The sequence below is a fragment of the Mesorhizobium sp. Pch-S genome (genome assembly GCF_004136315.1).
Classification (GTDB): domain Bacteria; phylum Pseudomonadota; class Alphaproteobacteria; order Rhizobiales; family Rhizobiaceae; genus Mesorhizobium.
Genome location: NZ_CP029562.1, coordinates 4,087,377 through 4,112,580 on the forward strand (window position 1 = coordinate 4,087,377; position 25,204 = coordinate 4,112,580).

Sequence of the window (25,204 nt, forward strand, 5' to 3'; positions counted from 1 at the left end):
TCTCAGGTCGAGGACGACAGTTGCACGGCTGGGTATTGCGATCGTTTCGACTGCTGGTTTTTCTTCTCGTTCCGTTGTGGTTCGCCGCCGGCGCGCAGGCTGCCGAGCCGAGCAAGCTTACGATCGTCACATCTTATCCTGCTGCGTTCTTCGAGCCGTTCCAGAGGGCGTTCGAGGCGAAAAACCGCGACGTGAGCATCACGATAATCCAGCGAAACACCGCGAGCGCCAGTCGCTACATCATCGAAAAGCAGGAGCAACCGGCAGATATGTTCTGGGCGTCGGCTGCGGATGCCTTCGAACTGCTCAAGCGGCACGGTAGTCTGAGAAAGGTCCATCCCCGTATCACGGGAGCGCCCGAAAAAGTGCTTGGCTATCCGTTGAATGATCCGGATGGCTACTATCTCGGCTTCGCCTTGTCGGGCTACGGCATCGTCTACAACGGAGCCTATCTGGCGCAGTACGGACTGGCGCCGCCACGCGAATGGCAACAACTCCTCGAACCTGTCTATTCCGGCCATATCGGCATTACGACGCCTTCCCGTTCCGGCACCACACATCTGATGGTGGAAGCGCTGCTGCAGACCTACGGCTGGGACAAGGGCTGGGCGATGCTTTCGAACCTGGGTGGTAATCTTTCCACAGTGACGGCGCGCAGTTTCGGTGTTGCCTCGGGTGTCGCCCAGCGCCGGTTCGGCATCGGCATCACGATCGACTTTCTCGCTCGGACACCGAGCATAGGCGCCAATGACACGGTTTTTGTCATGCCGTCCGACACTGTCTTCGTGCCTGCCAGCATTGGCATTCTGTCGCGCGCCCGAAACGTCGAAGCCGCCGAACGCTTCATCGATTTCATATTGTCGGAAGAAGGCCAGCGCATACTTCTCACGCCGGCAGTCGGGCGCATTCCAGTCAGGCCGTCCCTCAATCGCGGGCTGTTGCCCGGCAACGATGCCGGGCTGCTCAAGGACACAACCTTCGACGCAGGCCTTTCGGCCGAACGGTACGGCCTCGTCAACCTGATGTTCGACGACTATGTCGTCCGCCGCCGTGCGGTTCTGGCGCGTCTTTGGAAACGCCTTGCTGAATTCGAGGCGATGAACATCGTGTCGCCGAGAACGCAGGCCTTGTTGTCGCGCGCGCGACACAGCCTCGAGGCGCCTCCCATTTCGGAGGCTGAGGCACGCCGGCTCGACAGTGATTTGAAAGCCGAATGGCCGCGGCGCATCGCGTGGTCGCCGTCTCAGATCGAATTTGCCGCTCGTCTGCGCGGCAACATCGAGCTCAAGCTGGCTGATGCGGAGGCCCTGATCGCTGAAATTTCCGACGATCAGGGATCCCGATGGCGGCGATAACCGATACGATCCCGGTTCATGATCTGTCGCGCAGACAGCGCTGGCGGATGGGCATCGGCGGTCGCCTGTTCGCGGCATTCGTGGCCATCGTCGGGCTGGCGGTCGGAGCCTGCGTCGTCGGCTGGCTTTCCTATGCTAGGCTTTCGGGGGAGCTTTCGGCAATTGTCGAAGCCCAGATGCCGCGTCTAGCCTTCGCGTCGCGTCTGTCGAAAGCCGGCGCGGACATCGGCTCGGTAACGGCTGTCCTCACCGGAGCTGGTACGCGGGCCGAATATGACGAAGTGCGTGGTGTCTATGCTGAGCGTCTGAAGGCTTTGCAGGACCTGCTCACTCAACCTGACGCCGCGCGCGACGTCGCCCAGATCGGTCCGGTTGCCGGCGCCATCGGTGAGAATCTGAGCCGGATAGACATCGCCGCCGGCAAGCGATTCACACTGCTCGAAGCGATGCGTGCCGACACCGATGAACTGCGCTGGCTGCAGGCCGATCTGATCGAGGAAGCGGATCCTCTCGTCGATGACATCCGGTTCAACATCGAGGCCGAGGCGCGAAAGCCAGGCGGCTCTAATGCGCTTGGCGAACAGCGCAAGAGTGAGGCGCTTCTGACCGCGCTGTCCCAGGCGAACCTCGCCATCGGGCTGATCGGCCGACTGGTCAATGCGACCACCGTCGCGGAGATCCAGGAGACCAACGCATTTCTTGGCGACAGCGTCGACGAACTGGCCACGCGACTGGACACGCTTTCCGGATGGCCCGACAGCATCACGCTGCGCCAACTCGCCCGTCGGATACTCGAGCAGGCGAATGTGCGCACGGGGATTCCGAACCGGAAGAATTCCGAGATGGCGCAGGCCGTCAAATTGAGTGAGTTAGCGCAGGAGAATGCGCGGCTCGTGGAAACCCTGGGCCGCAATATCGAGGCCGAAGTCACCGCCATTCAGGCGAGTGCCAACGCCGCCAGTCTGCGCGCCGCGCAGGCCATCGACATCGGCCGCAAACTGCTGGCCGCGATCGCGTTGCTGTCGGTCACTGTGGCAATCGCCATCGGCTATCTCTACGTGCACCGCAATGTGCTGTCGCGTATCCGTCAATTGGCGGTGGCTGCGGGCAACATCGGCGAGGGACGGCACTCGGTCCAGCTTCCACCCATCGAACCAGACGAGCTCGGCGATCTCGCTCATGCGCTGGCGCTGTTTCGCCAGACACGGGACGAACTCATCCAATCGGCAAAACTTGCAGCTCTCGGCCAGATGGCCGCGGGAATAGGGCATGAGCTCAACCAACCGCTGGCGGCGATCCGCGCCCATATCCACAGTGGCTCGACACTGATCAGCCGCGGCAACAGTGAGCAGGCGCTGGTCAATCTGGAAAAGATCAAGGCGCTGACGGGGCGCATGGCCGACCAGATCAGCCATATTCGCCGCTTCGCCCGACGTCCGGACGCCCAATTGCGTGCGATCGAGCTGAAGGCGGTGATCGCTGATGCTCTCAGCCTGCTTGAGCATCGCTTCGACGAAGAAGAGACAGAACTTCGACTGGACCTCGCCGATGAAACGATGCTGGTCCTGGCCGAGCCGATCAGGCTGGAGCAGGTTGTCGTCAACCTCGTCACCAACGCGCTTGATGCCGTGAAGGAGACGACGCGGCGCAGCGTGACGGTAACGGCCAGGCCGACAGCCGATGGTGCGAGCCTGATTGTCGCCGACACCGGATCCGGGATCGCCACCGCGGATTTGCAGGCGGTGTTCGATCCGTTCTTCACCACCAAACCAGCAGGGACCGGCCTCGGTCTCGGTCTTTCCATCTCCTACAACATCGTCAAGGACTTCGGCGCCGACATCACGGTGATCGAGAGCGGGCCGCAAGGCACACGCTTCCAGGTCCGGTTGAAAGGACCCGAAAGATGATCGATGTCATCCTCGTCGATGACGATGCCAACGTGCTTGATGGTTACCGCGAGGTGCTGGAACTTGAAGGCCTCGAAGTTGCCGCCCATGCTTCAGTGGCCGCCGCCGTTTCCATTATCAGAGCCGACACCGAAGCAGTCATCGTCTCGGATGTGCGAATGCCTGGGCATGATGGTTTCGACCTCATCGCCCTGATGCGCGGCATCGATCCAGATATCCCGATCGTGCTGATGTCCGGCCATGGTGATATTCCGATGGCTTTGCGCGCCATGCGTGAGGGCGCATGGGATTTTGTCGAAAAGCCGGCCGATCCGCTGCATCTCATCGAGACGGTCAAACGCGCGCGCGCACACCGGCAGCTTCTGTTGGAGAACCGCCGTCTGCGTTTGTCGGCCGACGCCGATGGTTGGGAAACGCGGCTCATCGGTCATTCGGCGCCGGTCGTTGCGCTGCGCGAGAAATTGAAGCGCGTTGTCGGCATTGCCACCGACATCCTCGTCATAGGCGAGACCGGAACAGGCAAGGAGGTCGCGGCGCGCGCCCTGCACGATTTCAGCAATCGCAAGGGCAATTTCGTCGCCGTCAATTGTGGTGCCATTCCCGAGACCATGCTGGAGTCCGAACTCTTCGGCCATGAGGCCGGTGCCTTTACCGGGGCGCGTGAAAAACGCATCGGCAAGATCGAACATGCCGATGGTGGCACCCTGTTCCTCGATGAGATCGAATCCATGCCGCTGGCCGCTCAGGTTCGTCTGCTGCGGGTTCTGCAGGAACGCGTCATCGAACGGCTGGGGTCGAATACGGAACGGCCCGTCGACCTGCAGGTGGTGGCTGCCACCAAGGCCGACCTGCATCAACTGGCGGGGCAGGGGCGGTTTCGCGAAGACCTTGCCTATCGGCTTGATATCGCGCGGATAGAACTGCCGCCACTCAGTGTCCGCAAGGGCGATGTCGGCCTGCTGTTCCGGCATTTCCTGGCGCTTGCGGCCAAGCGCCAGGGGCGGACACCACCGAAGGTCGATGCGGCATTCCTGACAGGGCTTGAGCGTCGATCATGGCCGGGCAACGTTCGCGAGTTGCGCAACGTCGCCGAGCGCTTCGTTCTCGGCCTTGAAGATCTCGGGGCGGACGGGAACACGAGCCAGTCGACGACGCTGGAAGAGCAGATGGATCGCATGGAACGCACCATCATCCTCGACAGCCTGTCCGCTCAGGAAGGGCGTGTGGGAGCCACAGCCGACGCACTCGGCATTTCGCGCAAGACGCTCTACCTCAAGATGCGCAAGCACGGCATAGCTGCGCGTGGCGAGGATGGTGACGTTACCTGAATTACCCATGCTGCAGCGGGGTAACGTTACCGTTTTTACCCAATCTTCGCCAAGGAAGCCCGGAATTGCGGGATTTCCGCAACTGGCACGTCGCTTGCTCCACTCCTGGTCAACCGCCAAAGCCTGGCGGTGATTGGGAGGAGGTATCTTATGTTGAAGACCATTGCCGCGGCGATGCTGATCTCGGCTGCCGCCATCGTTGCCGCTCACGCTGAAGAGGGCGGTAAGGTGACCATCGTCACGTCCTTCTCAAAGGATGTGACCGATCCATTCAAGGCCGGTTTCGAGGCGGCCAACCCCGGCTACACGCTCGATGTCCAGAACAAGAGTACCAGTTCCGGCGTCAAATATGTCGATGAAACCAAAGGCAACAACCAGACCGATCTGTTCTGGGCTTCCGCGCCGGATGCCTTCGACAGCCTGAAGAGCCGAAAGCTTTTGACCAGATTCACGCCATCCGTGTCCGGCCTGCCTGAAAAGGTCGGCTCCTATCCGGTCAACGACCCGGATGGCTTCTATTTCGGCTTCGCGGCATCGGGCTACGGCATCATGTCGAACGACCGCTATCTCGAAGCCAACAACATCGCGAAGCCCACGGAATGGGGTGACCTGACGAAGCCGGAATATTACGACCATGTCGCGATCGCGGCTCCCTCGCGCTCCGGCACCACGCACCTCACCATCGAGACGATCCTCCAGGGGGAGGGTTGGGACAAGGGTTGGGGGACGCTCAAAGGCATCGGCGGCAATCTGCAGCAGGTCACCGAGCGCTCGTTCGGCGTGCCCGATGCCGTGAATTCCGGCCAGACCGGCATCGGCATCGTCATCGACTTCTTCGCCTTCTCGGCGCAGGCGAGCGGCTTCCCGGTCAGTTTCGCCTACCCATCGGTGACAACGGTGGTCCCGGCCAATATCGGCATCATCGCCAACGCTCCGAACCAGAAGGGCGCGGAGGCGTTCGTCAACTATCTGCTTTCGGAGAAGGGCCAGACCGTCCTCCTCGAACCGACGATCCGCCGCCTGCCGATCAATCCCGCACTCTATGAAAAGGCTCCCGAAGGCTTCCCGAATCCGTTCAAGGATCCGCGTTTCCAGTCGATGATCACCTTTGATGCCGATGTCTCGAAGAAGCGTACCGATGTCGTCGACACTTTGTTCGATCAACTGATCTCGTTCCAGCTCGACAAGCTGAAGGGGGCGACCAAGGCAATCCATGCCGCCGAGGGGGCGTTGGCCAAAAGTGACAATCCGCAAGCACGCGGATTGCTCGAGGAGGCGCGTTCGCTGATCGCGGCGATGCCGATCACCGCCGAGCAGGCGGCAAGCCAGGAAATCCGGGATGCATTTACCGGCGGCGACCAGAAGACCGCTCGCCAGGCTGAGCTCGAACAGCAGTGGGCGGCATTCGCCACCGAGAAATATACGGCTGCCCAGAGCAAGGCGGAAGCCGCGCTGGACCTCATCGACTGAGCGAACCGGCGTGTCGGCCGTCTGCGCGAGCAGGCGGCCATTTCCGATCACCTACGTTTTCCGTGCTGGCCTCATCAGGCCTGGCATGATGAACTCATCCGGAGCCAGTCATGGCATTTGCTGCCGCAATCCCGATAAACCGTATTTCAGCCAGGCCCGGCCAGATCGCCGCGGTTGCCTTGATCGCCCTGTTTCTGGCGATCTTCCTGATCATTCCGGCGGGAACCGTGATCTACACGGCCTTTACGGAAAAAGGCACCGGCGCGCTCACCATCGTCAATTTCCTGGACTTCTTCCGTACCAGGCTGTTCCAGCAGTCCTTCTTCAATTCGGTCTATGTGTCGGCCATGTCGGTGGTCTGGGGTACGCTGATCGCCCTGCCTCTGGCTGTGCTCACCACACGTTTCGAATTCCGCGGCTCGCTCCTGATCCAGACGCTGGGGTTCATTCCCCTGATCATGCCGCCCTTCGTCGGTGCGGTGGCAATGCAATTGCTTTTTGGCCGCAACGGTACCGTCAACCTCCTGCTCAATGATTGGCTGGGGTTCCGCATCCCTTTCATGGAGGGGCTGAACGGCGTCATCTTTGTGCAGTCCCTGCACTATTTCCCGTTCATCCTGATCAATCTGTCGACCAGCCTGCGCAACATCGACCGATCGATGGAAGAGGCGGCCCAGAACCTAGGCTCCTCCGGTTTCCGCCTGTTCCGCCGCATCGTCTTTCCACTGGCGATGCCTGGTTATCTGGCAGGAGCCTCGCTGGTCTTCGTCAAGGTTTTCGACGACCTGGCCACGCCGCTGCTGCTCAATGTCAAGGATATGCTGGCGCCGCAGGCCTATCTGCGCGTCACCTCGGTCGGCCTTACCGATCCGATGGGCTACGTCATCTCGGTCATCCTGATCGTGGTGTCGATCTTTGCCATGTGGCTGTCGGCGGTGGCGATGCGCGGCAAGGACTATTCGACCGTTCAGCGTGGCGGCGGCGGGCTTTCCAAGCGTCCGCTCGGTCGCGGCGAAGCGGTGGTGGCGTATTGTGTGGTGGGACTGATCCTGCTTCTGGTGCTGTCGCCACACATCGGCCTTCTGCTGTTGTCGCTGGCCACTGTGTGGTCGTTCAGTCCGCTGCCGGACGGTCTTACGGTCGCTCACTACACCCGCGTTTTCGGCGAGAGCTCGCTCTACATCAAGAACACGCTGATCTATGCCAGCCTGGCAGGTCTCATCGACGTCATCGTCGGCGGCGCCATCGCCTACCTCGTGCTGCGCACCAAGGTCATTGGTCGGCATTGGCTCGACTGGGCGGCCACCGCAGCCCTGGCAATCCCCGGGGTGGTGCTCGGCATCGGCTATCTCCGCACCTTCTACGGCGTCACCCTGCCCGATGGGACCCCGCTTGCAACCCTCTGGGTGATGGTCGTGCTGGCGCTTGCCATCCGCCGATGCCTTATGCCCTGCGGGCCTGCTACGCGGCGCTGCAGCAGGTCTCGCAGTCGCTCGAGGAAGCGGCGGAAAACCTCGGCGCCACCAAGCAGCGCACCATCCGGCGCATCGTGCTGCCGCTCATGACCGGTGGTCTGCTGGCGGGTTTCGTCACCTCTTTCTCGACCGCGGCCGTCGAGCTTTCGGCAACGCTGATGCTCATCCAGAGCAATTCCGACGCACCCATAGCTTACGGGCTCTACGTCTTCATGCAGTCACCCGCCGGACGCGGGCCGGGGGCGGCACTCGGCGTTATCGCCGTCATCATGGTCGCGGTCTGCACGCTGTTGTCCCACTACGTGGTCGAGCGTCGCCAGAAGACGCTCGGGATGCACAAATAAGAACTCCAGGGAGCGAACGATGAACATTGAAATCCGAAATGACGCGGGCTCCCGTGGAGCTGCCAGGGCCGTCCGCATCAGCGATGTCAATCTCTACTATGGCCAGCAACACGTGCTGAAGGACATCAACCTCGAGATCAGGCCTGGCGAGTTTTTCGCCTTTCTCGGCCCCTCCGGCTGTGGAAAGACGACATTGCTCAGACTGATCGCGGGTTTCAACCATGCCCGCCAGGGAAAGGTGGTGATCGGTGGTGACGATATCCTCGACATGCCGCCCTGGAAGCGCGAGATCGGCATGGTGTTCCAGTCCTATGCGCTCTGGCCACATATGACGGTGGCGCAGAACGTTGCCTTTGGCCTGGAAGAGCGGCGCCTGCGCAAGGCCGAAGTCGAGCGCCGGGTGAACGCCGCGCTCGATCTGGTCGGGCTCAAGCACCTTGCGGAGCGCCGTCCGGCGCAACTCTCTGGCGGCCAGCAACAGCGCGTGGCGCTGGCGCGAACCATCGCGATCGAGCCCAGAGTGCTTTTGCTTGATGAGCCGCTCTCCAATCTCGACGCCAAGATGCGCGTGGAGGTGCGACGCGAGCTCAGGGAATTGCAGCAGCGGCTGCACCTGACGACCATCTTCGTCACCCACGACCAGGAAGAGGCGAATACGGTGTGCGATCGCATCGCCGTTTTCAACGAGGGCCGCATCCAGCAGGTCGGCACGCCAATGGGGCTCTATGAGAAGCCGGCCAATCTGTTCGTCGCCAACTTCCTCGGCACGGCGAATATCCTTGGTGGAAGCGTGACGGGTGGAGGGAATTCACGGCGTTTCGACGTTTCCGGCGCCGGCTCCATCCCGATCCCGGCTCATGCGGACGTGCCTGAAGGCGCCAAGCTGGTGCTGCGCCCGCAATATGTCGCGATCGGCGTCGATGAACCGGGTTCCGTATCGTTGCCGGGCAGGATCGCGCATCGCGAGTTCCTCGGGGCTACCGTGCGTTACGGCGTCCAGGTCGGAACCGCCACGGTGCTCGTCGATGCGCCATTCCACTCGGGTGGTTCCCTGCTCGAAGCCGGCAGGGAGACCACTATCGGCTTCAAACCGGAGTCGGCGCTCTGGCTGGCGGACTGATGATCCCGCGCCAGACCGGCGAACATCAACTCGGCAAGCTCATCGCCAGGTCCCAGAAGGCCTTGACCAGCTTGCCGCTGGCGCGTTCGCGCAGGCAGATGAGGGCTTCGTCCATCAGCACTTCCGGTGCCTCGATCTGGATCGGTTTCAGCCTCCCGTCATAGCCGAACTCGGCCTTGGTGACGAAGCCGACGCCGGCGCCCGATGCCACGATCTCACGCACGGCCTCGCGGCCTTCTGCCTCGATCGCGGGCTTCAGGTCGACGCGCATTTCGGCAGCCAGCGCCTCCAGCTTGAAGCGGGTCTTCGAGCCGCGCTCGCGTAGCACCAGCGGATGCGAGACGATATCGGCCAGCGCGAGCTTCTTCGCACTGGCCAGCGGGTGGTTGTGAGCGACGAAGGCGATGATCGGCGAGGAATTGAGCTTCAGGATCTGGAAGTCGGAGCTTTCCGGGATTTCACCCAGCACGCCCATGTCCGCCTCATAGGCATAGAGACCGGAGATCACGGTTTCGGTGTTGCCGGCCCTGAGCGACACCTGAACGCCGGGGTATTTCGCCCGGAATGCCGCCAGGACGTGCAGCAGATGGTGCGCGGCGTCGGCGATGATGCGCAGCGTACCTGCACGCAGGGCGCGCGATTCCGACAAAAGGTCATTGGCCTGCTGCTCATTGTCGAACATGCGATGCGTGATCTCGAGCAACCGCTCGCCCTGCGCCGTCAGCGTCACCTGCTTCTTGTGGCGGTTGAAGAGCAGCACGTCATATTCTTCCTCCAGCTTGCGAACCTGGTCGGAAATCGCCGGCTGGGTCAGGAACAGCGTCTCGGCGGCGCGCGAAAAACCGCCGCAGACGGCGACATAGTGGAAGGCCCGCAACTGCACGTATCGCATGGCTTCTTTCCATAAACGGAGACGATGCAACCATAGAAACTAACGAATTGACTTATGTAAAGGCCGGGCTGATGTTTTTTCGACGAGAGGATGCCGGCCATGCATTTTTCACTTCTCTTGCTGCATCTCGCAGGCGCGACCCTGTTGCTGCTCTATGCCGTGCACATGGTGCGCACCGGGATGGAGCGCGCCTATGCGGGGCTGCTGCGCCGGCTGTTCGGCGAGGCAAAAGGCGGCACGTTGCACGCTGTAACAGGCGGAGCGGCGATGGCGGTGATGTTGCAGAGCTCGACCGCGGTGGCGATGATCGCCTGCGGCTTCGTTGCCAGCGGCCTGCTCGCCGTGCCGGTGGGACTGGCGCTGCTGCTTGGCGCCGATTTCGGCTCGGCGCTGGTCGTGCGCATCCTGTCCTTCGATCTTGGCTGGCTGGTTCCGGTCTGTCTGCTGATCGGTGGCATCATGCATCTCAAACTCTCCGGCGAGAGGCTGCGCGAAACCGGGCGCATGCTGCTCGGCATCGGCTTCATCCTGTTGTCACTTCGCTTCATCGGCGAAGCGACAGGCCCGCTGCGTCATGCCGAGTTGCTGCCGGTGATCGCCGGCTATCTGGCGAGCGACGCCATGATGGCCGTGCTGCTCGGCGCGCTGTTCACCTGGCTGATCCACTCAAGCGTCGCGGCAATTCTCATGATCTCCGCCTTTGCCGCCCAAGGCGTCATCCCGCTCGAAGCCGGCTTGCCGCTGATCCTTGGCGCTAATATCGGCAGCGGGTTGATTGCCTTCTGGCTGTCGCGCTCCATGGACGGGGCGGCGCAGCGGCTGCCGCTTGGCAATCTGTTGTTTCGCGCGGCTGCGGCCGTCATTGCGCTGGTGATGGTCGAAACCCTCGGCGTGCCTGCCATCCTGCGCGGACTGGATCCGGCGACGGCGCTGGTCGATTTCCACCTCGCCTTCAATGCCGTGCTTGCCCTGTCGTGCCTGCCTTTCGTCAAGCCGGTCGCCCGGCTGGCGACACGTGTGACGCAGCAGGCTCCAGGTGAAGGGGAGGCGGACATCGCCCGTCAACGGCTCAGCGCGCTCGACCGCTCGGTGATCGGTAGCCCGACCCTGGCACTGGCCAGCGCGACACGCGAACTGCTGCGCATGGGCGAACTGGTCGAGCAGATGTTCCGGCCGGTCATGGACATGTTCCGCTCTGGAACGTCCGAACAGATCGCCCGGCTGCGCGGCATCGACGACGAGATCAACGACACGCATACCGGCATCAAGCTCTACATCGCCGAGGTCAATCGCGGTGAGCTCACGGGAGATGAGGCACGCCGTGGCATCGAGCTAACCGATGTTGCGATCAATTTCGAATATGCGGGTGATATCATCGCCAAGAACCTCCTGCTGCTGGCATCCGAGCGGGCCGAAAAGGCATTGCAGTTTTCCGCCGAGGGTTGGCGTGAGCTCGACGAGCTGCACGCCCGTGTTGTCGAAAACTCGCAGCTCGCGCTGAACGTATTGATCTCCAATGACGTCGCCTCCGCGCGCCAGCTGGTCGCCGAGAAGGAGCACGTCCGCGCCATGCAGCGCGAGAGCCATGAGCGTCATCTGCGCCGGCTCCAGTCCGGCAGGATCGAGAGCATCGAAACCAGCGACATCCACCTCGAAGCCGTGCGCGCCTTCAAGGAGATCAATTCGCTGCTGGTGGCGACCGCCTACCCGCTGCTGACCCGCACCGGCGACCTCGCCAGCAGTCGTCTCGTGCGTGTGACCAGGTCATAAATTAAACTTATCTTCGGATACAAAATAACGATTTTTCAGATATCTGGTTCTCTGCAACAATCCTCACATCGAAGCGCCATATCGTTGCGCGGTGGAGGACAGTCGATGCGAGCCGAATTTTCGCCTGTAGAAGGTTTCGATCCGCCGGCCCTGGGTGAGCCCTATCTGCTGACGCCGGGACCGCTGACCACAGCCTACGCCGTCAAGCAGGCGATGCTGCGCGACTGGGGGTCCTGGGATGGCGATTTCCGGGCGATGACCGCCGATCTGCGCCGCCGCCTGCTGGCGTTGATCGGCGACAGCAAGGGCGAATATGACTGCGTGCCGATCCAGGGCTCCGGTTCCTTCTGCGTTGAGGCGATGCTCGGCTCCTTCGTGCCGAAGGACGGCAAGGTGCTGGTTCTCGCCAACGGCGCCTATGGTCTGCGCGCCGCGCAGACCATGCAGTATCTCGGCCGCGCCTACACGCTGATCGACAAGGGGGACTACCTGCCGCCGCGTGGCGACGAGGTGGGGGCAGCCCTCGATGCCGATCCGGCCATCACCCATGTTCTCGCCATCCATTGCGAGACCAGTTCCGGCATCCTCAATCCGGTCGCCGAGATTTCTGAAGCCGTCTATGCCAGGGGCCGCAAGCTGCTGGTCGATTCCATGAGCGCGTTCGGTGCCATCCCTCTCGAAGTCGGCAGGATCCGCTACGAGGCGATGGTCTCCTCGGCCAACAAATGCATCGAGGGCGTGCCGGGCTTCGGTTTCGTCATCGCCAGGAAAAGCGAGCTGGAAAAGGCCAAGGGCAACAGCCACTCGCTGTCGCTCGACATCCACGCGCAATGGGCTGCGATGGAGAAGACCGGCCAGTGGCGCTTCACCCCACCCACCCATGTGGTGGCTGCCTTCCTCGAGGCCTTGCGCATGCATGAAGCTGAAGGTGGCGTCGCCGCCCGCGGCGCACGCTACAGGAAGAACCGCGACGTCATGGTCGAAGGCATGCGCCGGCTCGGGTTCGAGACCTTGCTGTCCGATCGCTGGCTGTCGCCGATCATCGTCACCTTCTTCTGCCCGTCGGACGGCAACTTCGTCTTCGAGCGCTTCTACGAGCTGATGAAGGACAAGGGCTTCATCATCTATCCGGGCAAGCTGACGGTGGTCGATTCCTTCCGGGTCGGCTGCATCGGCCGCATGGATGAACACGTCATGCGCCGTGTCGTCGAGGCCGCCCGCCAGTCGCTGGCCGAAATGGGCGTGACGAGCGCCGCGCCGCCCCAGGCAGCCTTGGCCGAACGCGCCAAGCTTGCCGCCTGATCGAACCAAACCAATAAGGAACCACCCCGATGAACCAGATGTCTCCTGTCACCGTCTCGGCCAATGGACGCGACTATGCCTGGCCACGGGTGCCGGCGATTGCGATCTGCCTGGACGGCTGCGAGCCAGCCTATCTCGACGAAGCGATCAAGGCAGGGCTGATGCCGGCGCTGGAACGCATCAAGGCAAAAGGCACCGTGCGCACCGCGCATTCGGTGATCCCGTCCTTCACCAACCCCAACAACCTCTCCATCGCCACCGGTCGTCCGCCGGCTGTGCACGGCATCTGCGGCAACTACCTCTACAATCCGGAAACGGGCGAGGAGGTGATGATGAACGATCCGAAGTTCCTGCGTGCGCCGACCGTCTTCCAAGCTTTCTACGACGCTGGCGCCAAGGTGGCGGTGGTAACGGCGAAAGACAAGCTGCGCGCGCTGCTCGGCCATGGGTTGGCCTATGACGACAACCGCGCCGTCTGCTTCTCTTCCGAGAAGGCGGACACCACGACGAAGGCCGCCAACGGCATCGACAATGCCTCCGCCTGGCTCGGCCGCCCGGTGCCGGAAGTCTATTCCGCCGAACTGTCGGAGTTCGTCTTCGCGGCCGGTGTGAAGCTGCTCAGGGAATTCCGGCCGGACGTCATGTACCTGACCACCACCGACTACGTGCAGCACAAATATGCGCCGGGCGTGAAGCAGGCGAACGACTTCTACGCCATGTTCGACCGCTATCTCGCAGAACTCGATACACTGGGTGCCGCTATCGTCGTCACCGCCGATCACGGCATGAAGCCCAAGCACAAGGCCGACGGTTCGCCCGACGTCGTCTATGTCCAGGACCTGCTCGACGAGTGGCTGGGCAAGGATGCCGCGCGCGTCATCCTGCCGATCACCGATCCTTATGTCGTGCATCATGGTGCGCTCGGTTCTTTCGCTACCGCCTATCTGCCGAAGGGCGCCGACCGTGCCGCTATCATGGCGCGGCTCGCCAAGATCGATGGCATCACGCTGGTGCTCGGCCGCGAGGAAGGCTGCGCCCGCTTCGAACTGCCGGAGGACCGCATGGGCGACATCATCATGGTGTCAGCCGAGAACAAGACCATCGGCACCTCGGAACACCGCCATGATCTTGCAGCGCTCGACGAGCCGCTGCGCTCACATGGTGGTCTGACCGAGCAGGCCGTGCCCTTCATCACCAACCGTGTGCTGGCCAACCAGCCCGAAGCGCCGCTGCTGCGGAACTTCGATGCCTTCTATTATGCGGTGATGGCAGCCGCTCAGCCGGCGCAGTGAGGACGATGCCATGACCAAGGCAGAAACGTCGATCAAGGTCCGGCACGAGCCGATGCGCATCGCAGGCCGCAAGGTCGATGCCGACGATGTCATCGAGGTGCGCTACCCATGGGACGATACGGTGGCCGGCACGGTGCCGGCTGGCGGGGCGGCCCATGCCAGGGAAGCTTTCGAAATCGCTGCCGGCTACACCTCGAAGCTGACACGATACGAGCGCCAGAAAATCCTCTTGAAGACAGCCGAACTGCTCAACGCCCGCAAGGACGAGATTTCCGACCTCGTCACGCTGGAGCTCGGCATCTCCAAGCAGGATTCGCTCTACGAGGTCGGCCGTGCCTATGACGTGTTCACGCTGGCCGGCCAGATGGCGATCCAGGATGACGGCCAGATATTCTCCTGCGATCTCACCCCACATGGCAAGCAGCGAAAGATCTTCACGCTGCGCGAGCCGCTCAAGGCGATCTCGGCGATCACGCCGTTCAACCACCCGCTCAACATGGTGGCGCACAAGGTGGCGCCGGCGATCGCCACGAACAACTGTGTCGTCGTCAAGCCGACAGAACTCACGCCGATGACGGCGCTGGTACTGGCTGACATCCTCTACGAGGCGGGCCTGCCGCCGCAGATGCTGTCGGTCGTCACCGGTTGGCCACAGGATATCGGCGACGAGATGATCACCAACCCGAACATCGAGCTGATCACTTTCACCGGCGGTGTGCCGGTCGGCAAGATGATCGCGTCGAAAGCCGGCTACCGGCGCCAGGTGCTGGAGCTTGGCGGCAACGATCCCCTGATCATCCTCAACGATCTGTCCGACGACGATCTCGTGAAGGCGGCTGACCTGGCCGTCGCCGGCGCCACCAAGAATTCCGGCCAGCGCTGCACGGCGGTGAAGCGCATCCTTGTGCAGGAGAAGGTGGCCGACCGCTTCGTGCCCATGGTGCTGGAGCGCGCCAGGAAGATCGTGTTCGGCGATCCGATGGACCTTGCCACGCAACTCGGCACCGTGGTGCATGAAAAGGCAGCCGCGCTGTTCGAACGCCGTGTGCACATGGCGGCGGAGCAGGGTGCCGAGGTGCTCTACAATCCTGGGCGCAGGGGCGCGCTGTTGCCGCCGATCGTTGTCGACCGCGTGCCGCACGCCTCAGAACTGGTGATGGAAGAAACCTTCGGGCCGATCGTGCCGATCATCCGCGCCCCGGACGATGACGATGCCCTGATCGCGCTGTCCAACTCGACCGCCTTCGGCCTGTCGTCGGGTGTGTGCACCAACGATTTCCGCCGTATGCAGAAATACATCTCCGGTCTGCAGGTTGGCACCGTCAACATCTGGGAAGTGCCCGGCTATCGCATCGAGATGAGCCCGTTCGGCGGCATCAAGGACAGCGGCAACGGTTACAAGGAAGGCGTCATCGAGGCGATGAAGTCCTACACCAACGTCAAGACCTTCTCACTGCCCTGGTAGGGCGGTGGTGGCAGGGGCGCACCTGCCACCGTTCGGGAATCCTGGAGACGGCCATGGCGATCGTGCACACCGAAGGGGAGTCCAACAAGGCGCCTGCCCGCAAGGACTGGGACGCGCGCCAGGATCATGCGCCGTCGCGCGAACTGCTGCGGCGCGACGCCGATGCCTTCCTGCACCAGTCGCTGTCCAGTCCGTGCGTATCGACCATCGCCAAAGCCGAGGGCATCTGGATCGAGGACCTGGCCGGCCGGCGGCTCATGGATTTCCACGGCAACAGCGTCCACCATATCGGCTATGCGCATCCGCGCCTGATCGCCGCCATCAAGCGGCAGCTCGACGAGCTGTCCTTCGCGCCGCGCCGTTTCGCCAACGAACCTGCTGTCGAGCTTGCAGAAAAACTCGGCCAGCTGGCGCCCGCCGACCTGTCGAAAGTGCTGTTCACCACCGGTGGCTCCGACGCCATCGAGGTTGCGCTGAAGATCGCGCGTGCTGCCACCGGCCGCTTCAAGACGCTGTCCTTCTGGGATGCTTTCCACGGTGCCGGTTTCGGTGCCGCCAGCGTCGGCGGTGAGGCGACGTTCCGTTCGCAGATTGCCGGTCCGCTTATGACCGGCACCGAGCATGTCGCGCCCTGGGCCAGCCGCAACTGCGCCTATGGCCATGACAGTCTCGAGGCCTCGGCCAGGGCCTGCGCCAGCATGATCTCCTATGTGCTCGGCCGCGAGGGCGATTTCGCCGCGGTCATCGCCGAGCCGATGCGGGCAACGCCGCTGGTGCCGGCGCCTGGTTTCTGGAAGGCGGTGCGCGAGGCCTGCGACCGCCATGGCACGCTGCTGATCTTCGACGAGATCCCGACGGGTCTCGGCAAGACTGGAAAATTCTTCTCGCATCAGCATGACGACGTTACGCCCGACATCGTGGTGTTGGGCAAGGCACTGGGCGGCGGCGTGTTGCCGATCGCCTCGGTCATCGCCAGGCGTGCGCTCGACGTCGCCGGCGATTTCGCCATCGGCCACTACACCCATGAAAAGAACCCGGTGACGGCGCGGGCCGCGCTCACCACCATCGCCATCATCGAGGAGGAAGGCCTGGCCGAGCGCGCGGCCGAACTCGGCGGCTACGCCATGGACCGGCTCGCCGAGCTGATCGGCCGTTCGCCGCATGTCGGCGAGGTGCGCGGCCGCGGTCTGATGATGGGCGTCGAGCTGGTCGATGATCGCGAAAGCTACCGGCCGGCGCGGGAGTTGGCAGAACGTGTCTACTACCGCTGCCTGCAAGAAGGGCTGAGCTTCAAGATCAGCGCCGGCAACGTGCTGACCCTGTCGCCGCCACTGGTCATCGGTATGGCAGATCTCGAACGGGCGCTTGCCATCGTCGAAGACGCTGTGATGGCTGGGTGACCGGTCGGCTCGCAAAGAAAAAAGCAGGAAAGTGGGAGACGACAGTGACGCAGTATGACTTGGCGGTGGTGGGGGCTGGTATCGTGGGGCTCGCCCATGCGCTTGCCGCCGCGCGACGCGGCCTGAGTGTGGTGGTCATCGATCGCGATGCCCAGGCCAATGGCGCCTCGATCCGCAATTTCGGGCTGGTTGTGGTCAGCGGGCAGGAGCCCGGCATTTCACGTGCGCGCGCCGAAAAAAGCCGCGCCATCTGGCTCGATCTCGCTGATGAGGCCGGGCTCGACGTCCTGCATCGCGGCAAGCTGGTGATCGCCCGCCGGCCTGAAGCGCTTGCCGTGCTGCAGGCCTTTGCCGCAACGCCGGATGGCGCCGAATGCGAGCTTCTGTCGCCGGCCGATGTCATCTCGCGGCAGCCCGCCTTGCACGCTGCCGAGATCTCCGGTGGTCTGTACAGCCCGTTCGAACTGCGCGTGGAATCGCGTGAGGTGCTGCCGAAACTGACCGCATTCCTGGGCGAAGGGTTGGGTGTCGAATTCCGCTTCGGCGTCGCCGTCACCGCGATTGAGCCCGGCAGCGTGGTGACCAGTGCCGGGCGGATCCATGCGGCAAGGGTGGCGGTGTGTCCGGGTGACGACCTGACCAGCCTGTTTCCCGAGCGCATCGGCCAGTATGGCGTCCGCCGTTGCAAGCTGCAGATGCTGCGCCTCGCCAATCCCGGATTCAAGTTGGGTTCGGCGCTGGTCTCGGATCTCAGCCTGTTGCGTTACGAAGGCTATGCGGGGCTGCCGGAGGCAGCGGCGTTGCGGCGTCGGCTGGAGAGCGAGCAGGCTGGTGAACTTGCCAATGGCGTCCATCTCATCGTCACACAGAGTGCCGACGGCTCGCTGGTCATCGGCGATTCCCACCACTACGGCACGACACCGGATCCCTTCGGTTCCGATGAGGTCGACCGGCTCATACTGGGCGAATTCGCCAGGCTGTTTCCTGCGGCCCAACCGACCGTGACCGCGCGCTGGACCGGAACCTATTCCTCAGCCAGCCACGCCGCGTTTCGCGACGCCCCGCATGAGGATGTCCGTCTGGTGATGGTTACGTCCGGCACTGGTGCCAGCACCGGCTTTGCGCTGGGCGAAGAGACGGTGGCGGAGTTGTTTGGCTGACACAGACCGTTTCAATGGATGATGCGGGGTGCAAATAGCGGATCTCCGCACTCGGATGCTCACATACTGAAATACGCTCCGCTTCACTGCGTGCGTTTCGTTCATATCGATCAATGTGAAATGGTCTCCGGGGTGCAGCGATACGCGTCGGAGGCGAAGCGCTTCATGTCGACTGTCGGCGCTCGGAAGTCTTGCGTGACACCCGTGTGACAAACATCAGTAGAACCTATTCCATCATAGGATAAATAGATTTCACTTATCGTATTGGCCTCATCTAGAGTGGCTCATGGACGACGCGTGCCGGCATCTCTGGGCCGGTACAGCCGCAAACCGGCGTCCCAATGCATCGAAGAATGTGCCACCAGACGGGGAATCCAAGCCATGAAATCTCGCATAGCATCCGTGCTTGCAGCGCTTGCTGCAACCTTCGCTGCCTCGGCGGCGATCGCCGAAACCAATCTGACGGTCTACACCGCGATCGAGGCCGTCGACCTCGACCGTTACAAGGCCACTTTCGAAAAAGCCTATCCGGACATCAAGATCAACTGGGTGCGCGACTCCACCGGCGTGATGACGGCGAAGCTGCTTGCCGAGAAGGACAATCCGCAGGCCGATGTCGTCTGGGGGCTGGCCGCGACCTCGCTGCTCCTGCTCAAAAGCGAGGGCATGCTGGAGCCTTATGCGCCGGCCGGCGTCGACAAGCTCGACAAGCGTTTCGTCGACAGTGCCAACCCACCGTCCTGGACCGGCATGGATGCCTATGTCGCCGCCATCTGCTTCAACACCGTGGAGGCAAAGAAGCTTGGTATCGCAGCGCCCAAGAGCTGGAAGGACCTGACCAAGCCCGAATACAAGGGCCATGTGGTGATGCCGAATCCGAACTCCTCGGGCACCGGTTTCCTCGACGTATCGGCCTGGCTGCAGATGTTCGGCGAGAAGGATGCGTGGGCCTTCATGGATGGCCTGCACCAGAACATTTCCGCCTATACGCATTCGGGTTCCAAGCCCTGCAAGATGGCGGGCGCCGGCGAGACGGTGATCGGCGTTTCGTTCGAGTTTCCCGGAGCCAAGGCCAAGTCCGCGGGTGCGCCGATCGACATCATCTTCCCCGAGGAAGGTTCCGGCTGGGAGGCTGAAGCCACGGCTATCGTTGCCGGCACCGCCAATCTCGAAGCAGCCAGGAAGCTGGTCGACTTCGCGGTCTCTAAAGAGGCCAACGAGATGTACAATGAAGGCTACGCCGTGCTCGCCTATCCCGGCATCGCCAAGCCGGTCGAGCATCTGCCTGCCGATGTCGCCGACCACATGATCAAGAACGACTTCGAGTGGGCTGCCAACAACCGCAAGGCGGTGCTGGCGGAGTGGGCAAAGCGCTACGACGCCAAGTCCGAGCCGAAAAGCTGAACATTCCAGCCGGGCGTCGTCAGAAGCGGCGCCCGTTCTGCTTGAACTCCAGAGCGTTTCCGCTTGCACCAAAGATGGGCCACGAGATGAAACACGAGACCGTGACCGGAGCGGGCGCCGCCCCGCTGCGCCTTGCGCATGAGGCACCAGAGAGGCCTGGCTATCTGGTCATCGACCAGGTGTGGAAGACATTCGGCGACTTCGTCGCGCTGAAAGGTGTCTCGCTGGACATCAGGGAAGGCGAGTTCATCTGCTTCCTCGGACCTTCCGGCTGCGGCAAGACCACCTTGCTGCGTGCCATCGCCGGGCTCGATCTGCAGACGCGCGGCACCATCCGGCAGGCTGACAGGGACATTTCCAACCTGCCGCCGTCAAAGCGCGACTATGGTATCGTCTTCCAGTCCTATGCGTTGTTTCCCAACCTGACGATCGAACGGAATATCGCCTTCGGCCTTGAGAATGCCCGGCGACCGAAAGCGGAGGTCCAGGCTCGTGTCGCGGAACTGCTCGCTCTGGTCGGCCTGTCGGAACAGGCGAAGAAATATCCGGCTCAGCTGTCCGGCGGCCAGCAGCAGCGCATCGCACTTGCCCGTGCCATGGCAGTCTCGCCGGGCCTGCTTCTGCTCGATGAGCCGTTGTCGGCGCTCGACGCCAAGGTGCGTGTCCATCTGCGCCATGAAATCAAGGAACTGCAGCGCAAGCTCGGCGTCACCACCATCATGGTCACCCATGACCAGGAAGAAGCGCTTTCGATGGCCGATCGCATCGTGGTGATGAACCACGGCGTCATCGAACAGGTCGGAACACCAACCGAGGTCTATCGCCATCCGAAGACACTGTTCGTCGCCGACTTCATCGGTGAGACGAACCAGTTCCCGGCGCGGATGATCCACAGAGAGACGGTCGGGCTCGCCGGTACCGAACTCGCCTGCGCGTCCTGCGAGCTTGCCCAAGGCAGCGACGTAACAGCAGTGATCCGCCCGGTCGACATCATTCCTCATTCGCTTGACGGGCACGAAGACATCAGGACGCCGCAGAACCTGCTCGACGTCACGGTGGCGGAGATGGAGTTCCTCGGCGGCTTCTGGCGCTGCCGGTTGTCGTCGCCGCGCTTCGGCGAGCGTGTGCTGGTCGCAGACTTCTCGATCAATGCGATCCGCCGCCTGGGGATCGAGAAAGGTGGCGCGATGCGGGTGGAGTTGCCGCAGAACCGCATGCTTGTTTTTGCAAGGGCGGGCTGAGATGAGCGCCGCAGCTCTTGTCCTTCCTGCCGGTCGCGCGCCGCGCCTGCATCTTTCGTCCGACGACATGGTCAAGCGCGGCCTCATGCTGGTCATCGCGCTTTATCTCGTCTTGGCGCTGGCAGCGCCGCTCTACGTGCTGCTGTCGAAGTCGATGTCGACCTACCGCTTCGATCTCGACACCTTCGAGATTGCGCGCAGCGATGAAAGCGGTGCCGCTTTCGGCCCGGCACGTACCGTGGCCGCGCTCAACGCGGATGCCAAGGCGATCTCCGAGGCGCAACTCGCCAGCGGTTCCGACGGGCGGCTGTCGCTGACCAAGCTGTACGAAGACTTCAGTTTCCGCAGCCCGGTCAAATACCGCATCCGCGGCACGACCGACCAGTCCGCCTTCCTGGTCGGTTCGGACCTGAAGCGCGGCACGGATTGGGTGGAGGTCGATTCCAACACCTTCCGCCGCGTGGTGCTGCGCCCGGCGCGCACCGTCGGCTTTGACAATTTCGTCGCCTATTTCTCCACGCCCTCGCTGGCGCAGGCGATCTGGAACTCCGTGCTGATGGGCGTCGTCAGTACGGTGCTGGTCATCGCCATCGCCTTCGGTCTTGCCTATGCGCTCAATCGCAGCCGCATGCGCGGCAAGGGCTTGTTCCGGCTGATCATGACGGTGCCGATCCTGGTGCCGTCGCTGCTTCCCGGCATCGCGCTGGTCTATCTGTTCGGCAACCAGGGCCTGTTGAAAAGCTGGATGATGGGCCATTCGATCTACGGGCCGATCGGCATCGTCATCGGTTCGGTCTTCTTCACGCTGCCGCACGCGCTGCTCATCATCTCGACGTCGCTCAGCGTTGCTGACGCCCGCCACTACGAAGCAGCGGTGGCTTTGCGTGCCACCAAATGGCGCACCTTCTGGACGGTGACGGTGCCCGGCGCGCGCTACGGTATCGTGTCTGCTGCCTTCGTCGTCTTCACCATGGTGATCACCGATTTCGGCCTGCCCAAGGTCATTGGCGGCCAGTACAACATGCTCGCCGTCGACATCTACAAGCAGGTCATCGGCCAGCAGAATTTCGAGATGGGCGCGGTGGTGTCGGTGCTGCTTATCATTCCGGCGATCGCAGCGTTCTTCGTCGACCGCACCATCCAGAAGAAACAGGTCGCGCTGCTGTCTGCCCGCTCGGTGCCCTACGAGCCGAAACCGAACCATGGCTTCGACTGGGGCTGTTTTGCCTACTGCGCCCTGATCGCGGCGTTCATCCTGACCATGATCGGTGTCTGCCAGCTGGCGGCAATGGTGAAGTTCTGGCCCTACGACCTGACGCCGAGCCTGAAGAATTTCCGCTTCGACCTGATGGATGGCGGCGGCTGGGCCTCCTACCACAACTCGATCAGGATGGCGCTCCTGACCGCTTTCTTCGGCACCATCATCGTCTTCATCGGTGCCTATATGGTGGAAAAAAGCGACGGCTTCCGAGCCGGGCGTTCGTTGTTCCAGTTCCTCGCCATGCTGCCGATGGCGGTGCCCGGCATGGTGCTCGGCCTTGCCTACATCTTCTTCTTCAACAACCCGGCCAACCCGCTGCACGCCATCTACGGCACTATGACCATCCTGGTGGTCTGCACGATCACCCATTTCTACACCGTATCGCATCTCACCGCGCTGACGGCGCTGAAGCAGATGGACCGCGAGTTCGAGCCGGTGGCGGCCTCACTGAAGCAACCGTTCCACAAGCTGTTTTTCCGCGTCACGCTGCCGGTCTGCCTGCCGGCGATCCTCGATATCTCGATCTATCTGTTCGTTAACGCCATGACGACCGTTTCGGCCGTGGTGTTCCTCTATTCGACGCAGACGCAGCTTGCCTCGGTGGCCGTGCTCAACATGGACGATGCCGGTGATGTCGCGCCGGCCGCCGCGATGGGCATGATGATCTTCTACACCAACATCGCAGCGCGACTGATCCATGCGGCGGTGTCACGTTTCCTGCTGTCGCGAACTCAGGTCTGGCGGGCGAGATGAGAGCTGGAGATTAAGGTCCCTGCTCGGAAGTTTGCTATCTGCAGCCTCGCGGACCGTGCCGAGTGCTCCGGTGCCCGCATTTCGCGAGCGAAGGCCGATCACCAATGAACCATGCACGCCGGTGCCTTCGACGGGATTTTCCCTGCAACCGGAGGCACCGGAAAGTACTGGGTCGTCACCTGGACTTCGGTTGCGGTCTTGTCGTTGAAAAGCCGCGCGATGAGGTGCAGCGCCTCATCGAGGCCTGAAGATATGCCGCCGCCGGTGAGTCGGTTGCCGGATTCGACAAAACGGGGATGACCCCTGGCCACTTTGACGGCGGGAAAACGGCGCAGGCAGTCGACAAACGCCCAATGTGTCGTGGCCTTGTGGCCGTCCAGCAGCCCGGCCCGAGCCAGCAGCAGCGCACCTTCGCAGACTGAGCAGACCCATTTCGCCTTGGCTGCGACCTGCCGCAGGTAGGCGAGATAGGGTGATGCCGGGTCGCTCATGATCGTCCCTAGCGCATCAGGGGCGCCGCCAGGCACCCACAGGATGTCCAGCGTTGGCGTTGCCGCGAAGCTGGCCTGGGCGTCGAAGCGCACTCCGTTCAGCGAGGTGACGGGTCTGCCGTCTATCGACAGGAGAACCGTCTCCAATCCCTTTTTCTTGTCGACCCAGGAGAACATCTCCAGAGGACCGGCAACATCGAGCAGGTTGACGCCGTCATAGACCGGGATGCCGAGTTGCATGTGATCCATCCTCTCCATCCGAAATGTGCATGATCTGCCGTGGAGTTGCCGTCGCATTTTCTTTCAAGGGAATGCGACGCTGCCAGAAAGGGGTGTCCCATCGTGCCGCCGCTGCATAGTGGGCCGCGAGCATCGGGACGTAGTCGCTGAAGCCTTGAGCCGCGATCATCGAATACCGTGCACGGGCAAGGTTTTCGCGCCCCTCCAGCATGTCCGACACGGCGTAGGCTGCCAGGATACCCGAGCGCAGGGCGTGTACGATCCCGCGCGATGAGAGTGGGTCGGCTGCAAACAGGCAGTCCCCCGCAGCAACCCAACGTTCGCCGGCGGCCGGATCGATCGTGGCGGTTCCGGCCGGCTTGACCAGGCTTGTGATTTCGCGCGCCCCGGCCGGCAGGAGCCGCGCGACGAATTGCGTTGCAGCCAGGGAGCGATACCAATGGTCGGCTTGACGCAGTCCGTTGCCCAAGTCGGGATCAGTGAGGCATGCCACCACACGGTGCCGGCCCGGCAGATCGGCGCTGTACCACCAACCTTCGGGACGAGCCTCGACGACCATCCGGCAGTCGCCGGGGGCGCCATCGAAAAAGCGGGAATAGGCGGCAAGGTGTCCGTGCGCGGTAACCTTTGCGCCGAAGTGCCGCGCCAGTCCCCAGCCGCGGCCAGTCGTCCAGATCACTGCCTGTGCGATGATGTCTGCATCAACCAGTTTGAGTCGCCAGCCGCTGTTTTCGCGCGTTGCCGATCGTACTGCTGTTCCGAGCCACACTTCGACGCCCGCCACTTCAGCGGCGCGCAGCATCAGCCGGTCGAACCGTGCCCTGTCGAGATGCCAGCCTGCGCCGTGGGCGGAGAAGATACTGTGCTTTTCACCGGGCGGTTCGTCCGCCCAGGCAGAAACCAGCGTGCGATTTTCAACGAAGGCGGTGTCCGAAAAAAGCGTCCAGGCCCCAAGCTGACGCAACAGGCCCTGCGCTACCGCCGGCAGCACTTCCCCCGGCTTTGGTCGGTCGTGCCGTCCCGCCTCGATCAGAACCACCCGCCGCCCGGGCGCGTGGCGGCGCAGCATCAGTGCCGCCGCTGCACCGGCCGGTCCACCGCCGATGACAACGAAGTCAGTTTGCTCTGACAGCATAGAAGGAGGCCACGACCCCGGCTGGATTGGTGCTGCCGCCGTCTCCCGAGTGCGGGATGGTGCGCACAACCGAGCCGACTATCGCCGGCACCTCCAGGCGATCGGTGCTGTTCGGCCAGACAGGTACGAGCCAACCGATATAGTCGTAGATCCATTCCTCGCCGCCGACCACGCCTTTGCCCTGGAAACGGACCTGCATGGGAGAGCCGTAACCGAAGCTGCCGCGCAGATCGAGCGACCATCCCGGTCCGCCGATAGTCCCGGCAAGTTCCGTTTCGGATTTCTCCACGATGGCCAGCGTGCCTTCGCCAAACAGGAGGTCGTTGGCCGCCTTGCTGATATCGGGGTCGTTGAGGAAGCTGCGATAGGTCCAGTTGCCGATAAAGGGGTTGCTCATCC

18 protein-coding genes and 1 pseudogene are annotated in these 25,204 nt (G+C 62.7%); 15 read left to right on the top strand and 4 right to left on the bottom strand.

Annotated elements, in window-relative coordinates:
- Positions 1–74: 74 nt before the first annotated feature.
- The 6 genes and pseudogenes from C1M53_RS19190 to C1M53_RS19215 all read left to right on the top strand — a co-directional run bounded on the left by C1M53_RS19190 (position 75) and on the right by C1M53_RS19215 (position 8,999).
- Positions 75–1,355: an extracellular solute-binding protein gene (locus C1M53_RS19190; RefSeq protein WP_281040936.1), complete on the top strand. Its 1,281-nt coding sequence runs from the start codon at positions 75–77 to the stop codon at positions 1,353–1,355.
- Complete coding sequence (locus C1M53_RS19195) at positions 1,343–3,262, top strand: ATP-binding protein (RefSeq protein WP_245488207.1); 1,920 nt, start codon at positions 1,343–1,345, stop codon at positions 3,260–3,262. Before C1M53_RS19190 ends, C1M53_RS19195 begins: the two co-directional genes overlap by 13 nt.
- Entirely contained in the window at positions 3,259–4,590 is a 1,332-nt protein-coding gene (locus C1M53_RS19200) for a sigma-54 dependent transcriptional regulator (RefSeq protein WP_129413687.1), read from the top strand. Before C1M53_RS19195 ends, C1M53_RS19200 begins: the two co-directional genes overlap by 4 nt.
- 150 nt (positions 4,591–4,740) lie before the next feature.
- The gene (locus C1M53_RS19205) at positions 4,741–6,060 is read left to right on the top strand and encodes an extracellular solute-binding protein (protein ID WP_129413688.1); all 1,320 of its coding nucleotides are present in this window, start codon (positions 4,741–4,743) and stop codon (positions 6,058–6,060) included.
- Positions 6,061–6,170: 110 nt separating this feature from the next.
- Positions 6,171–7,879: pseudogene (locus C1M53_RS19210) on the top strand (iron ABC transporter permease).
- A 19-nt stretch (positions 7,880–7,898) separates the two neighbouring features.
- The gene (locus C1M53_RS19215) at positions 7,899–8,999 is read left to right on the top strand and encodes an ABC transporter ATP-binding protein (protein WP_129413689.1); all 1,101 of its coding nucleotides are present in this window, start codon (positions 7,899–7,901) and stop codon (positions 8,997–8,999) included.
- A 25-nt stretch (positions 9,000–9,024) separates the two neighbouring features.
- Here the strand turns inward: C1M53_RS19215 and C1M53_RS19220 are convergent, their stop codons facing one another.
- The gene (locus C1M53_RS19220) at positions 9,025–9,891 is read right to left on the bottom strand and encodes a LysR substrate-binding domain-containing protein (RefSeq protein WP_129413690.1); all 867 of its coding nucleotides are present in this window, start codon (positions 9,889–9,891) and stop codon (positions 9,025–9,027) included.
- A gap of 99 nt (positions 9,892–9,990) precedes the next feature.
- Here C1M53_RS19220 and C1M53_RS19225 point away from each other — a divergent pair, with 99 nt between their 5' ends.
- From C1M53_RS19225 to C1M53_RS19265, 9 genes are all read left to right on the top strand, one after another.
- A complete protein-coding gene (locus C1M53_RS19225; protein WP_129413691.1) occupies positions 9,991–11,661 on the top strand; it encodes a Na/Pi cotransporter family protein in 1,671 nt (556 codons plus the stop codon).
- Positions 11,662–11,766: 105 nt separating this feature from the next.
- Positions 11,767–12,963, top strand: coding sequence for a 2-aminoethylphosphonate--pyruvate transaminase (locus C1M53_RS19230; protein ID WP_129413692.1), 1,197 nt, complete (start codon positions 11,767–11,769; stop codon positions 12,961–12,963).
- A gap of 29 nt (positions 12,964–12,992) precedes the next feature.
- Entirely contained in the window at positions 12,993–14,255 is a 1,263-nt protein-coding gene (gene phnA, locus C1M53_RS19235) for a phosphonoacetate hydrolase (protein WP_129413693.1), read from the top strand.
- A 10-nt stretch (positions 14,256–14,265) separates the two neighbouring features.
- A complete protein-coding gene (gene phnY, locus C1M53_RS19240; protein ID WP_129413694.1) occupies positions 14,266–15,720 on the top strand; it encodes a phosphonoacetaldehyde dehydrogenase in 1,455 nt (484 codons plus the stop codon).
- A 53-nt stretch (positions 15,721–15,773) separates the two neighbouring features.
- A complete protein-coding gene (locus tag C1M53_RS19245) occupies positions 15,774–17,120 on the top strand; it encodes an aspartate aminotransferase family protein (RefSeq protein WP_129413695.1) in 1,347 nt (448 codons plus the stop codon).
- A 44-nt stretch (positions 17,121–17,164) separates the two neighbouring features.
- Complete coding sequence (locus C1M53_RS19250; RefSeq protein WP_129413696.1) at positions 17,165–18,280, top strand: TIGR03364 family FAD-dependent oxidoreductase; 1,116 nt, start codon at positions 17,165–17,167, stop codon at positions 18,278–18,280.
- Positions 18,281–18,661: 381 nt separating this feature from the next.
- A complete protein-coding gene (locus C1M53_RS19255) occupies positions 18,662–19,684 on the top strand; it encodes a putative 2-aminoethylphosphonate ABC transporter substrate-binding protein (protein ID WP_129413697.1) in 1,023 nt (340 codons plus the stop codon).
- Between the two features lie 86 nt (positions 19,685–19,770).
- Positions 19,771–20,925: a putative 2-aminoethylphosphonate ABC transporter ATP-binding protein gene (locus tag C1M53_RS19260; protein WP_129413698.1), complete on the top strand. Its 1,155-nt coding sequence runs from the start codon at positions 19,771–19,773 to the stop codon at positions 20,923–20,925.
- Position 20,926: 1 nt separating this feature from the next.
- The gene (locus tag C1M53_RS19265; RefSeq protein WP_129413699.1) at positions 20,927–22,939 is read left to right on the top strand and encodes a putative 2-aminoethylphosphonate ABC transporter permease subunit; all 2,013 of its coding nucleotides are present in this window, start codon (positions 20,927–20,929) and stop codon (positions 22,937–22,939) included.
- A gap of 98 nt (positions 22,940–23,037) precedes the next feature.
- On the opposite strand, the gene C1M53_RS19270 is transcribed toward C1M53_RS19265, so the two are convergent.
- The 3 genes from C1M53_RS19270 to C1M53_RS19280 are packed head-to-tail and all read right to left on the bottom strand — an operon-like array spanning position 23,038 to position 25,202.
- Entirely contained in the window at positions 23,038–23,670 is a 633-nt protein-coding gene (locus C1M53_RS19270) for a DJ-1/PfpI family protein (RefSeq protein WP_129413700.1), read from the bottom strand.
- On the bottom strand, positions 23,645–24,805 hold the full coding sequence (locus C1M53_RS19275; RefSeq protein ID WP_129413701.1) for an FAD-dependent monooxygenase: 1,161 nt from the start codon (positions 24,803–24,805) through the stop codon (positions 23,645–23,647). The genes C1M53_RS19270 and C1M53_RS19275 overlap by 26 nt, the downstream gene beginning before the upstream one ends.
- Complete coding sequence (locus C1M53_RS19280; protein WP_129413702.1) at positions 24,786–25,202, bottom strand: hypothetical protein; 417 nt, start codon at positions 25,200–25,202, stop codon at positions 24,786–24,788. The genes C1M53_RS19275 and C1M53_RS19280 overlap by 20 nt, the downstream gene beginning before the upstream one ends.
- Between the last annotated feature and the right edge of the window lie 2 nt (positions 25,203–25,204).